The sequence below is a fragment of the Aliivibrio logei genome, assembly GCF_001691055.1.
Taxonomy (GTDB): Bacteria; Pseudomonadota; Gammaproteobacteria; order Enterobacterales; family Vibrionaceae; genus Aliivibrio; species Aliivibrio salmonicida.
Map to the genome: position 1 here is coordinate 227298 of NZ_MAJU01000029.1, position 14715 is coordinate 242012.

The following is a 14715-nucleotide window of genomic DNA, read 5'->3' on the forward strand; positions in this document are numbered from 1 at the left end:
TTTGTTTAAAATGGCGTTTTTTTTGTTCATGAATTTGCAAGAGTAAGGTAAGTCGAAACATCAACGTCATCAATTTGTTCTGGTTTTAAAAATTTGTGAGCGTACTCAAGGTAAACGTCATCTTCTAAAAATAGTTGGAATATCTCTTTATCTATATGTTGATTTTTTGCCATGAAAGCCAATATTTTTAATGATTCAGACAATGTTTTAGGTGTTTTATAAGGACGGTCACTGGCGGTAAGTGCTTCAAAAATATCAGCAATAGCCATCATCCTTGCTGTGACGGGGAGCTCTGATGCCGGAACTGCATAAGGATAACCTTTGCCTGACATTTGTTCATGGTGCCCACCTGCAATTATCGGGATGTTTTTTAAGTGCTCAGGATAAGGAAGGGCTTCAAGCATGGTGATGGTTTGAATAATATGATCATTTATTAAGAAGCGCTCTTCGTTCGTAAGGGTACCGCGCTGTGCTGATAGATTATAAATTTCTCCGAAATTAAATTTAAACTCAAATGGTTGGAGTGCAAATCGCGTATCGGTAGCTTTGTTTATATCCCACGGTATTTGTTGGCTGCGGTTATCTTGTAAAATGAGTTCGACAGAGGGGGTTACTTTTTCATCATCAGAAAGACGTTGAGTTTCTTCCCATGATAGTCCAAGTTGTTTGTCTAAGGTTCTCACAAAATTTCTTTGTGCTATTTGTTGTAGTCTATGTTGATTTTCTTCACTGAAGAATTCATTACCAAGATTGGACTCCGCAATAAAAGAAAACTCATTGTCTAATTGAGCGATCGTATCATGGTAGTTTCGCTCTAATTCGGGCGTATTCTCTTTATGTTCAATAATTGTTTTTAAATAAAGGATTTCGGCGTCTCGTTTTAGTACTTCAAATCGAGTGCGAATTTCATGAATACGGTTAGTAAACATGTCCAGTTTTGTTGCTTTATCTATTACGTGATCTGCAGTGGTTAGTTTCCCACAATCGTGCAGCCAAGAAGCAAGGTACAACTCTTCCCACTCAGGTTCACTAAGCGAAAACTCTTTCCACTGTGTTTCATTTTTTTGAGCCGATCTTGCTAACATTAGGGTTAATTCAGGCACTCTCTGACAATGGCCTGCAGTATGAGGCGATTTTGCATCAATGGCAGAAGCAATCGATTTAGTAAAAGAAAGTAAGAGGTTTTTTTGTTGCTCTAGAAGTTTATTTTTATCAATTGAAATTGCGATTATTTGAACTAAACGTTCAATAAATAATAGCCGGTATTTAGGGACAGTATGATTAAGAGGGACTTCAATGAGTAGGCAGCCAATAAGCTTTTTCTTATCATTATGTAAATTGAAGTAATGGACAGAAGCATCGTAGTAATAAGATTTATCTTGATTCTTGATAGGGATCTTTTTCCCACCCTCGATACTGCTTAATGTACTCTCGTTATTGGTGACATAAAGATAACTGTGTCCTGTCGTAATTTGATGTATTTTTTTGTCAACAACCGCGCCTAACTGAAATAGATTACCGCTTTTTGCAATGATGAAAACCATTTTTAAAATATCATCGATGGTTTTATCCATTGTTTCAAGTGTGCTGCTGAGGTTGTGAATTTCTTTAACAATCGAATTTTGTTTTTGTTGTTGATTAAATTGGAAGTGATTTATTTTCTGTGCGTTTTTTAGGAGCGTAACTAGCCGTTTTGATATGTAAGATGTGGATAGGAATATAATCAATATCGCGAGAAAAATGTAGGCGATGATATTCAAAAATAAATCATTAGAGACGGTATTAAAATTCTGATTAATTACACTTTCAGGGATGAGAGAAACAAAATAAAGAGATCTATGATTTAATTTGTGAACAAAAGCGGTGTAGGTTGAACCATCAAGAGATACGGTCTCATGCTCATTATGTAAAACGCCTTGCAGCTGTGAATAAGATAAAGGAGTGGGCACATGATCAGAGTAAATGATTTCTTTTAATTGATAGTCGTAAAGATAAAACCCAACGTTACGTTTGTTAACCAGTTGATGGTCTGTCGTTTCAAAGAAAATGGCCGTTGATATTTGTAAGATAATTTTGAGGTTCGCATTTTTAGAACGACTTAAATATAGATATTCATCATTGACGGTGTACGTTTTATTTGTGTTCCACATTTTCTCCAATGATGAACTGGTTGCAAATATTGCTTCGATGTTACCGTCGATGTTTTTTAAATTAATACCATTGTTTTTAATATCATAGATATACACATTAGTTAATGCGGGAAAGTGAGAGAAAGCGGAAGATGTAAAGTTAATTAACGATGGTGGGATATTATGAATATCCAGTGATGTTATACCTGAGATCTCTTCTGCTAATGCATCTATTTGGTATATGGTGAAGTTTACGTTATTACTGATAATTTGCTGGTGAAGTTCGGCAACGTCAGATATATGTTCGCTTGATAGTTTTGTGACGGCACTTTTTATATTTGTATATAAATTGATTGAAAATAGGATAAAAATAGTCGCAAAAATAATGAATAAGTACGTTTTTAATGAAATCCGTTTCATTGCACCCTCGTAAAAATATGTGATATCTAACCTTTAACCTAGTGCATAAAAACAATAAAACCAATTATTTACTTGATAATTAATGATTCTTGTCCAAGACTTGATTTATGCATAATTACTATTAGGTGACTATAAATGGATTTGTTGTCTTCTTACCGCTCTAATCAAAAAAGAACAATGCTGCGGGTTTTACCTTCATCGTTACTTATTAATATCTTATCGTTATCAATTCCTCTCGTTGTTCTGCAAATTTACGATCGAATTTTACCAAATCAAAGCTATGGCACTGCGGTACTGCTTCTTAGTGGTGCGAGTATTGCTATTTTAATAGATGCTTTTCTTCGCTTCGTACGTTCTTGGATATTAGCCGCTGCCTCAATAAATACAGAAACAAAGATGTATTCTTATATTTTACATCAACTTACTGAACTGCCTGCTAAGCAATTATTGAGTTTAAAGCCTGGCCATCTTCAGGAAGGGTTGAAGGGGATCTCTTCAATTAAAGAGTTCTATTCCGGCGGTTTACTGAGTGGGCTAATTGATGTGCCCTTTGTGCTTATTTTCCTTTCATTAGTTGCTTATGTGGGAGGGGAACTTGTTCTTATTCCTATTGTTGTTTGGGTTGTTGCGGCAGTGTTTGTTTGTTTGTTTTCGAATAAATCATATCAGCATGCTAAGACTGCAGCAGGAAATGAAATCAGTCGAATGAATTTCTTAGTTATTGTTTTTACGATGCTTGAAGGGGTAAAAAAACAAGCAGCAGAATCACGAACATTTCAATACTTTAAGGAATTAAACCAAAATCGATGGCTATCTATCGCAGAATCAGAGCGTAATACGGCTATCGCACAAGAATGCATCCAAATTGCCGCGTTGGGAACCTCTGTTGTTATGGTTATTATTGGCAGTTTGTCGGTATTATCTGGTGAATTAACTACCGGAGGATTAGCCGCGTGTTCTATCTTATCTGGTCGAGCGGTTGCCCCAATGAGTGCATTAGTGGGATTACGTTTAAAATACAGCTCATTTCAAGTTGCCAATAATTCAGTAAAAGATTTATTTCAGAATATAGCTTCAAAAGAAGCAGTAACATCGGAAAAACTGCCTGTATTTGAATCTTTAACAGCCAAGGATTATTGCATTGAGCGTTTTGGTTTTCGTCACCAATTAAGGCTTTCGGTAAATAAAGGCGATATTGTTACCTTCCATGGAAGGGATACCGATCTACTCAGTCAACTGGTGATTAATCTATCTGGGTTAGAGGCCAAAACAGAAGGAAAACTACTTTGGAATAATCAAGTATCCACTAGTGATTATTATGATTATAGAAATCAAACAGCGTTTGTGACAAGCCGCCCTATACTTATTTCTGGTTCGCTTTTAGATAACTTAACGGGATTTAATGTTAATCAGGTAAAAGAGGTATTGCCATTAATTAAGGCGCTTGGTTTAGATAAAGTTATTTCAGAATTGCCTAACGGTTTAGAAACAAAAGTGGGTTTTCAGTTAGGTGAGCAATTAAGTCAAGGTGGTGTGAAATTGGTTTCTCTAGTCTGTCAACTAGCAAAGCCAGTGCCGTTGTTATTTTTAGATAAACCTGAAATTGCGTTAGATATTGAATCAGTAACTCGGTTAGCAAAAGTACTTTCAATTTTATCAAGTAATGGCAAAACCATTATTTTAAATACTGATCATCCGCTTTTAGTTGAGTTAGCAAAAACGCAAGCAGAGCTTATACCATTGCAAGGAGAAGGTTAATGGATAAGAGTTATCAATCGCAGGTCATTAATTTATTGATGGCGATGGATGTTAATACCAATGTTCATGCTTTTAGTCAGGAATGGATAGCATCAAACCGACTTGAAAGTATGGATGATGTTTTTACATTATTGGATCGATTAGGTATTGCATATACAGTGCACCCTTATACTAAAAAGCTTGCTTCAAAATCGCATTTAGCAGCATTGTATATTACGGATGATGACATTAAAGTTTGTCGATTTTTATTAAATGATTTTCAAACTTACCAACAAGATGAATTTGAAAGTGATTCATTACCCCGTTACGCTATCTCATCTCTTGTCGTTCTTATTCATGAACAACCTAGAGAGAGAAACTCGACAGATTGGGTTGGCGAACGGATAGATAAATTTAAGTCATTATTACCGATGCTGCTGTGTATTAGCTTCTTTGCTAATGTGTTTGCGTTGGCCATCCCTTTTATTACTATGTCTATTTATGATCATGTCATTGGTGGAGATGCAGGTCATGAACTTGGCGGTATTGCAATTGGAGCAGCGTTGTTATTTACGATGATGCTGTTATTAAAAGTCATACGAAGCCAATTGTTAACGACCATTTCAAATCGTATTAGTCGAGAGATCTCTGAAAAGGTGCTATACCGAATATTTAGTTCTTCATTGTTGGTGAATCGTTCATTGTCATCGTCAGCATTAATGTCACGGCTAACGACAGCTGAGAGTTTTAAGGGATTACTTCAAGGTCCTCTTGGGGGAGCATTGTTTGACCTTCCTTTTGTTCTCCTCTTTATTATTGCGATTGGTTTTTTAGGAGGATGGCTAGTTCTTGTGCCTCTTCTTTCACTTCTTTGCTATTACGGGTTAGCTCATCACAGTCAAAAAAAGCTGATGAGAACATCTCATCAAACAACGATATCTGGAACGAATCGTTATTCTTTATTATTTGAATTAAATAGTAAATTGGCTTTTTTACGTAGTGCAAATATGAATGAGTTTTGGATAAAACGATTCGAAAAAGCTAATGTATTAGCAGCCAAAAATAGTTTTTTTCATAGTAGTCATCAAGCCAAGTATACCTCGATTTATTATGCTTTAGGTTTACTTAGTACATTGGCGGTAATCGCTCTTGGTATTGGTCTTATCTTTAATCAAGCGATGACGGCAGGGGGATTGATCGCAACCATGATGCTGATCTCTCGTGTGACAGGACCAGCACAAATGCTTGCGAATAGTGGCTCTCGTTTTACGCAAACAAAGCAAGCTAGGTTACAAATCAATCAGTCGATTAATCAAAAAATAGAAGGTGACTTCTCATTTCAGCATCACTCTTTATCGTCGGAGAAGCCGACCATTGAATTAGAACAAATTACGCTACGTTTCCCTCAACAAATGAAGCCTGCGCTCTCTGGGATTTCACTGAAAATAGAACCAGGACAGGTGGTCGTCATTACTGGGCCAATGGCTAGTGGAAAAACGGCGTTGTTAGAATTGCTTGCGGGGTTAAACCAACCACAAAGTGGGGTAATCAAAGTGAATGGACATAACTTATCGCAATACGATCCTCAAATATACCGTCAATGGTTGGGATACTACTCGGCAAAGCCTGAGCTTTTATTATTAACCATTCGAGAGTTTGTTAGTGATAATCGAAACCTTACTGATGATCTTATGATTGATGCGATTGAGCAGGTTGGGGGAAAAGCATGGTTTGATACGTTATCTTGTGGTTTAGATACTCAACTGAATGAATCGATAGTGGCGAGTATTTCTCATGCTTTATCAGGGTATGAAGCTAAAGTGTTGTCGCAAGCAAAATTGTATCTTCATGAGTATCCGTTTTATTTATTGGATAATCCGGTCATGGATACCGCTTCGCGTGACTTGTTCCAACTATGGATATCTCAACGTAAAGGAAGATCGACAATTGTGTTTTCATCACATGATCCTGAATTAATTAAATTAGCAGACCAAGTGATCATTCTTGATGGCGGGTCACTCGTATACGCAGGACCGTTACCAGATAATTCAAATACAGAGATAGCAATGGAGGCCTCTCTATGAACAAGCAAAATGTGGATGTTGTTGAATCAAGAGTGACGGCTCGTTTATTGTCATTGAGTACTTATTTTATTGCTGTTTGTTTAGTTCTATTTATAGCATGGTCGGTATTCACTAAAGTTGACGAGATTGCCAAAGCTAAAGGTGCTGTTATTCCTGAAGGGGAGCGCCAAATCATTCAAAGTGAAACCGGTGGGCGGCTTAAATCAATTTTGGTTTCTGAAGGTGAGTTGGTTGAAAAAGGTCAAACATTAGTTGAGTTTGATTCTAAATTTCAGAATACCGCATTAGATGAGTTGAATGCACAAAGAGCAGCGTTAGAATTAACGATTGAGCGTTTAAATTCATTGGTAGAAATACGTGACCCTGATTTCTCACAATACGCTGATTTTTATCCTCGACAGGTATCTCAGCAGTTAAAACAACTTGCCGCAGAGAAGGAATTGTTTTTTCAAAAACGCAGCGCTGTGATTAAAGAGCAAGCCCAAGTCGCCGCAGAATTGGAAGGATTACAAACTGAGTTGCCTGTTTATCAACGTCAATTGAATGCGACTAAACAAGAATTAGACATATTAATTAAGGGTCAAAAAGCAGGGAATATTTCTAAATTAAGAGTTTTAGAAATGAAGCAAAAATTAGCTTCGATAGAAAAAGAGATCCAACAAGCAAAGAGCCAAGAGAATGTGTTGAAGCGTAAAGCGGAAACCGTGGGCGCTCAGTTAAAACAGATAGGGGCAGAGGCCAGAGTTCAGGCTAATATTGAGCGTTCTAAAGCAGAAGCGGATTTAAGTGGATTAAGAGCACGTATTCGTTCTGGTAAAGAAAAAGTATTAGATACTGTAGTTAAATCGCCAGTAAAAGGATTGGTTCAAAGTATTCCATCAACTCAAAATGGCGGAGTTATTGTCCCTGGAGGTACGATTGCAGAAATCGTTCCTGTAGAGGGTAAAGCAAGTTTTAAAGCGCGTTTATCTCCCCGTGATATTGGTTTTGTTTCTATTGGTCAACCCGCACGAATTAAAGTGGATGCGTTTGATTACAGTCGCTTTGGTGCATTAAAGGGAGAGGTTGAAAAAATATCACCAACGACCAGTAAAAATGAAAGAGGGGATATTTATTACGAAGTTACGGTATCTATTGAAAAATCGTATTTTCGTGATGATCCTGACGCTTTTTCTTTATTACCAGGAATGACCGGAGAGGTGGATATTACAACGGGGGAAAAAAGTGTCTTCCAGTATTTATGGAAACCGATTTACACCAATGTCAGTCGGGCCTTTGGTGAGCGTTAATTATGATTCTGAATAGATAGTTGTAATACTAATCAACAATAAAAAAGGAACGCTAAATTGCGTTCCTTTTTAGATCCAACTTCGTTATTTTTAGGTATTAGGGTCAATATCAGGCAAACCATCAATGTCATTGTGATGATGGTGGTTTTCATCCTCTTGTTTATTGTGGCTATGATCTTGATTGTGGTGCTCCATTGCATCAGATAAATCGATGTGTGATGAGTGGTCATCTGTTATATCAGTATTATCATGTGCTAATACAATATCTAAGTCTGTAGGAGTGTGGTGATCATTATGTTCTGTAAGTTTTGGTGGTGGTGTGATACCTAAAGCATCTAAATAGGCTGAGGCACCAGACGAGTGTTCATCTAAGTCAACCGAGAATGACAATTCACTAATATGCTCATTACTAAAATCTGGTTGATCATGTTGAACTTGAGGTGGCGGAGCTGGGTGTGAAGCATGTGCTATAGGTGTGATTGTCATATCAACCACCTCAGTACCAATATTTAGTTTGCCACTATTCCCCGGGCCGTGACTCAGTATCTGAATGTTGACATGCGCGACAACTTCATCTTGATTTGTACCTTGTAAGGCAACTTCGAACTTATCTTCATGCTGTCCAATGCCAGAAGCACTGCCATGTGGCCCTGTGTGAACATTTGTTTGTTCTTGATAATGTAAATCCCCGGTTTGAGGATCAATGGTTAGTGTTCCATATTGCCCATGATGACTGGTTACATACTGCCCATTTGGTAAGTGGATCCGCCAACCGTGTTGTGTCGTTGGAACTGGGGTTAAAGACGGCAGTAGTGGCGGTACGCCAAGCGTGGCAGACACTTGATGGCTTCCTGACGGCGGCTTGACCACGATTGGCTCAGGTATGGCACTTGCAGCAAAACCTTGGCTACCTGCGGTATTTCCGTGTTCGTCAGTCATGGTCGCCTGTACTTGAGAACCTGGACGAACTTCAATTTGTAACCCATGCTGTAGGCTGTAAGCATCGAATACATGGTCTTGTCCATTAACGACAAGGTGCTCGCCAATTTTTGCGTCACCAGGAGGCGTAATTGTTGCTGTGATAGTATTTGGGTGTCCGTGAGCAATTTCAGTTTTGCTGTATAAGTTGTCAGCTCCTGCGTTTTCAAAAGTAATAGTAGGGAGGCTAACCTGAGTGTCGACTTGATAAACAACATCTGTGGTGGCGTGAGCGCTGTTACCTGCGCTATCTGTTACTACGATTGATGCTTCAATTTTTTGGTCAGCATCTGCAGTTAACTCGCTACCAGGAACGGCAATGGAATAGTGTCCTTGTGAGTCTACAACGCCAGTATGTTGTGCCCCATTTACGTTTAAAGTAACAATGTCACCGACATTAACATCACCAGAAGCAACCCCTGTGATATCAACAGATGAATTGGATTCTTGAGCGTTAATTACATTATCAGCGGTAATTGGATCGGTCTGAATAGCGACATGTATTTGCGTATCAACGGTGAAAACTTGTGAACCGGTGGTTGCACTCCCCGTATTTCCCACTGCATCGGTTGTTTGTATTGTTGCTTCAATAGAGTGTATTGGGGCAGCCTGGCCACTTGCATAACTAGTATGAATATTAGCATGCTCCAACACTCTGCCATCAACTGGAATTGAGAAGTGTCCGCTAGCGTCAACAGTGCCCGTGAGAGACAGAATATTCACCCCGTTTATTTTCAGGCTTACTGTATCACCTGCGTGATAATCACTAGTCACCGTCCCTGTTATCGGAATGCTTTGACCCGATTCAAGGGCATTAAGTACGTTATCTTGTGTAACTGAATCGACGGTTATATGTGGAATAGGGTTCTGTGTATCGATTAATAATTGAGTTGAAATACGAGGTGTTGAATTGCCAGCAGTATCTACGGTACCCACTTGTATTGGGTAGTCGTGATCGGACGCCAGAATGTTTTGGTGAACAGATGCACTAAGGGTCAATGACCATGAACCATCCGATTTTACGGTCGCGTCATAAAAATGATTATTACCAACGACAACATACACGACATCACCAGGGTCGATGTTAGAGGTGGTTCCTGTTATTACCAACGGCTGATTATTCTCAGCAGCATTTAGTGCATTATCTTGCGATATCGGGTTCACTGTCACTGTGCCGGGGGTTGTATCTAAGGTGAAGCTAAAGTGAGTCACTGGAGATAAGTTGCCTGCGATATCAGTTTGTCTTACCTGCAGGTTGTTTACACCTTCTACTGGATTAAATACTGAACTCCAACTGTGTCCGCCATCATTTGAATATTCTACTTTTGCGCCTGCTTCCGTTTGAATTGAAAGCTGAGAGTCTTTAGTGATTAAGTCCGGAGTATTCGTAGAGTGTCGACCTGTGTCGTGGGCCAATGACACTGTTGGTGGTGCAATTGAATTATCAAGGGTGAAGTTTAATGACGTGTTGGCCGACACATTACCTGCGGTGTCAGTTTGTCTTAGGTTAACGTTGTTTGAACCTTGTTGTGGTGTAAAACTCGACGTCCATGTGTGTCCGTTGTCTGTTGAGTATTCAACGGTTGCACCTACTTCTTGCCCTCCAATAGTTAGGGCGCCATCGTGAGTGACTAAGTCAGAATTACTACTACCAGTGTCGTGAGTCAGTGCTATGGTCAGTGGTGCAATCACAGTGTCGACGTGAACTGAAAGTAGTGAAGATGTTGCAGGTATAGATGAAGACGGAGCAAGCGCTTTAGCCGATAGGTTATGATCGCCATCTGTTAAGTTGCTTACCACTGCACTGTATTGACCAGATGCGTCAGATACTGCGTGTCCAATTGGTGTGGAGCCATCGTAAATAGTGACCTGCGAATAGGGAATATCAGTGTGTCCCGTTATTGTTGGCGTTGTCTCTTTGGTGACGTTATCCGTATTTGATTTACCTGTATCACTCGGTGTTATTAAATCTACTGTAACTCCATTGTTTGGTGGCGTATTTGTTCCAGTAGGTAAGCTTGGTTGAATTGCCGTGATTAATGGATTAGTAAGTACACTTGTTGAAATTGTTGGTTGTTGTCCAGGTACAACTGAAATATGACCATTGGTATCAAAAGTTATGAACGTCGATGATTCGCCACCATGATTGTCTGCCACCTTTACTTCAAAAACATCGGTTCCGTGATAGGTGTGCGTTGCTTTGTTATAAGCCATCCCTGCAACCGAAGAGTTTGCAGTGTACACATAGGCACCTGAATCCGGATCGACAGAGATTGAACCAAATTGCCCTGTTGAACTGACGACAGAGAAAGTATATGTATCTTTAACGTCAACATCGGTTTCAGTGAGGGTTCCCGTTGTCGGGGTGGTTTGGGTAACGGATAGGATAGGGTCATCATTGGTACCAACGACGGTTATGACTATTTGGTGTTTATCTCCTCCGCGAGAAACCACTTCATATGTGACTTGATGTTTTTCGCCTTCAGCAAGCCTATTTAAATTGTTGTTCGAAACCGAGTAAGTCCAGTCGCCGGCTCGGCCAATACTTAAATCACCTCCAAATGGGTCACTCACCGCATGTACATTTCGGTTGGCAACGAATTCACTTTCCCCTGCGTCAGGGTCGGAAACAATTAACACTCCTGATACTGCCACGGTATGTTGAGAGTCACCTTGAACGTGGACATCTTCTTTTACTGAGCCTGTATCGTCTACTGAAAATAAAGCGGCATCATTGACTGCTGCTAATGTGGTAGTGGCCCCAGTATGAGTAATACCACCATGAGCATCTTTCACGTCATAAGTGAAATGTACTTGTCCGTTATAGTCTTTGTCTGGATTGAATGTAAAAGTCCCGTCTTTATTATCAATAACAACACCATGATCTGATACTAAATTAGCAATGCTTAATTGACTGGCATCATTGGCGTCAACATCGACGGTATTAGCAAGTAGATCTGCAGTGGTTAGCGTTTGCGCGGTATCTTCTTTACCTGAGTGAAGCTGTACTTCTGATGAGCAATATGGGCGGTCGTTACTACCATGAATTGTAATGACAATATCATGGGTTGTTCCATCTTTCGCGCGTATAGTTATGGTATCGGTAAGCGATTCTCCATCGCCTAATTTATCAATTGCAGTACCTACAGTACCTGGCATTGCGCCATTGTTTTGACTGCCAGCATTTACATTATAATGCCAACCGCCATCCGCGTTTAATATAAGCTGGCCATAACTGCCATGATAAGTGTAGCCCTGAGACCCGACTTGGTTGGTATCGAATTCGTTTTCTCCCGCATCCGGATCTGAAATGGAAAGTTTGCCATCAGCATATAACATCGCCCCCGTTAAATGGCTCATTCCAGGCTGGGCATGATCAGGCGACATATCTTTGCCTGCCGTGTTTTCAGTCACACTGCCGGTATCAACACCACTAATAATTGCATTGTCTTGTACCGCAACGAGTGTCGTTGTTGCCCCTGTATGCGTAACACCACCATGGGCATCTTTGACATCATAACTAAAATGAACAGCACCGTTGTAGTCTTTCTCTGGTGTGAAAGTGAAAGTACCGTCTTTGTTATCTAAGAGTGACCCATGATCTGAAACTAAATTTTCAATGCTAAGTTTGCCGACATCATTGGCATCTACATCAACAGTATTAGTAAGTAAATCGGCAGTGGTTAACGTTTGCGCGGTATCTTCTGTTCCAGTGGCAAGTGTGACTTCAGAACTGATATAAGGTCTATCATTATCGCCATGAATGGTAATTACTATGTCGTGAGCTGTACCATCTTTAGAATATACGGTGATGGTGTCGGTCAGTGTTTGATTCTCACCTAGTTCATCAATGGTAGTGCCGACGGTTGTTTTGCGATTACCAACCCAATCAACGTTGCCAACGGTCACGTCGTAATGCCAAGTACCATCAGTGTTTAACAATAAGTGTCCGTATTGTCCATGATAGGAGTTATTCCAAGCTCCGCCTTTAGAGCTAAATTGAGATTCCCCCGTATCTGGGTCAACAATATCCAACTTACCATCAGCCGTTAATGCAGATTGTCCGAGTTTCGCCATGCCAAGATGTGCGTAATCTGGTGACATATCACCAAAACTACCATGCCCTTCATCGACATCGCCAGTTGTCGTTCCAGTGATTACTGCTACGTCCCCAACGGGATCAAAATGAAGAGTATTTGTAGCCTCTGTAGAGTCGGTATGCCCATCGTTAACAGTATATTTAAACTGAACATCACCATTAAAATCTTGTGCAGGGACGAACTGAAGATTACTGATGTCAGCTGTAGGGATGTGCTGCCCCGCAGTAATATCGTGGCCATCGAGTACAAACTTACCTTGTGTTGCTGGTGGTAGATCTGTGATTGCGATGGAATGTAGCGTGTCGCCGGTATCAACATCCGTAAACCCAAACTGACTCGCTTGCATTTGATAATGCGTGTCTTCAGTGCCGTTACTTAGCGCAACTTGGGTAACGGTTGGCGCGTCATTGGTGCCAACAACGTCTATGTGCAACTCGTATGCCGTTCCATCATAACTATGAACACGGTAGACAACGGTTTCAGTTTGCCCTTGAGCAAGGTGTTGCAAATTGGCATTATTAACGCTGTACCCCCAATTGCCCATGCTATCAATACGTAACATGCCACCAAACGGATCGTGAACTGCTGATTCACCAAACTGGCTGTACTGGAATTTATTCTCCCCGCTATCTGGATCCACAACTTGTAGTCTTCCATTCGCGAGCTCAGTTGTAACCCCTGCATTGTGGCTGCTGTGTGCCCCATCTTCAGTGACGTGGTCAGTTGTCACTTCTGAAATGATGGCGCTGTCTGGGGTAGCCGTGAGTGTGGTAGACGCCCCTGTATGAGTCGTTCCGCCATGCGCATCTGTCACGTCATAGCTAAAATGAACCTGACCGTTATAGTCTTTGGTTGGGGTAAAAGTGTATGTGCCGTCTTGATTATCTAGAATAGAACCATGATCAGCGTGAAGATTCGCAACGGTGAGTTTGCCTAGGTCGTTGCTATCCACGTCTATAGTGTTTGCTAAGAGTTCGGTGGCTGTGATGGTTTGCGCGAGGTCTTCTTTACCGCTGTTGAGCTGCACTTTTGAAGAGCAGTATGGACGGTCGTTGTCGCCATGAATGGTGATAACAATATCGTGTGTGGTGCCATCAGCTGATTTAACGGTGACTGTATCGGTTAGTGTTTCACTTTTTCCTAAGTGATCAATTGTTCTGCCGGTTGCATCTTGGCCGATGGAAGCATAGTAGGTCCAGTCTCCGTTAGTTTGAAGTATGATACGACCATGTGAACCATAATAAACACCTGTTTGGGCATAGCTTTCACCAGTATCAGCATCAACTATCGATAGGTGGCCATCTGTATGGATTTCATCGTTCCATAATTTTCCTATATTCCCATGCATGTGATCAGGTGAACGATCATCGACACTGCCACCAGTCATACTACCGTCTAGTGCAGTGAAAGTGTGTCCTTCATGAACATCACCTGTCGATGTTCCCATGATCACTGCAGCATCATTGGTACCATTCACCATAATCGTCACCTGATGAGGCGTGCCATCGGCTGAATGAACGATGATAGTATCCGTTGCTGTCGAGCCTTTACCTAACGCTTGAACGGTTGGATTGGTGTTATCTAAATCGTACGTCCACGCACCTGAATCAGTTAGATGTAACGTGCCTAGTGAGCCAATAATATCTGTGCTTGAGAAATGCGCTTCGCCAGTATCGACATCAGTCACACTCAGTATTCCTGAAGTCTGAAGTTGAGATTCTTCCGTCACCGCACCAGTATTCGAGCCACCAATTACCGCTTTATCGTTAGTGCCATTAACCGTAATTGTTACTTGATGAGGCGTGCCATCGGCTGAATGAACGGTGATGGTATCGGTAGCTGTCGAGCCTTTACCTAACGCCTGAACGGTTGGGTTAGTGTTATCAAGATCGTATGTCCACGGGCCTTTGTCTGTAAGGTGTAGGGTACCGAGTGTGCCGATAATATCTGTGTTGGAGAAATGCGCTTCGCCGGTATC

At 40.7% G+C, this 14715-nt stretch carries 5 protein-coding genes; 3 read left to right on the plus strand and 2 right to left on the minus strand.

Features of this window, described 5'->3' with window-relative positions; genetic code table 11:
- Positions 1-26 precede the first annotated feature (26 nt).
- Positions 27-2549 (minus strand): HD-GYP domain-containing protein, encoded by a 2523-nt coding sequence (locus tag A6E04_RS19105; RefSeq protein ID WP_065612095.1) that lies wholly within the window; start codon positions 2547-2549, stop codon positions 27-29.
- A 135-nt stretch (positions 2550-2684) separates the two neighbouring features.
- Between A6E04_RS19105 and A6E04_RS19110 the strand changes: the two genes are divergently transcribed.
- From A6E04_RS19110 to A6E04_RS19120, 3 genes are read left to right on the plus strand one after another with little or no spacing between them, the layout of a single operon-like run.
- A complete protein-coding gene (locus A6E04_RS19110) occupies positions 2685-4307 on the plus strand; it encodes an ABC transporter transmembrane domain-containing protein (protein ID WP_017023632.1) in 1623 nt (540 codons plus the stop codon).
- Positions 4307-6370, plus strand: a complete 2064-nt coding sequence (locus A6E04_RS19115) for an ABC transporter transmembrane domain-containing protein (RefSeq protein WP_017023633.1) — start codon at positions 4307-4309, stop codon at positions 6368-6370. The genes A6E04_RS19110 and A6E04_RS19115 overlap by 1 nt, the downstream gene beginning before the upstream one ends.
- Positions 6367-7659 (plus strand): HlyD family type I secretion periplasmic adaptor subunit, encoded by a 1293-nt coding sequence (locus tag A6E04_RS19120; protein WP_017023634.1) that lies wholly within the window; start codon positions 6367-6369, stop codon positions 7657-7659. Before A6E04_RS19115 ends, A6E04_RS19120 begins: the two co-directional genes overlap by 4 nt.
- 90 nt (positions 7660-7749) lie before the next feature.
- Here A6E04_RS19120 and A6E04_RS19125 read toward each other — a convergent pair.
- The coding region (locus tag A6E04_RS19125; RefSeq protein ID WP_065612096.1) for a VCBS domain-containing protein at positions 7750-14715 on the minus strand (6966 nt) is incomplete at its 5' end.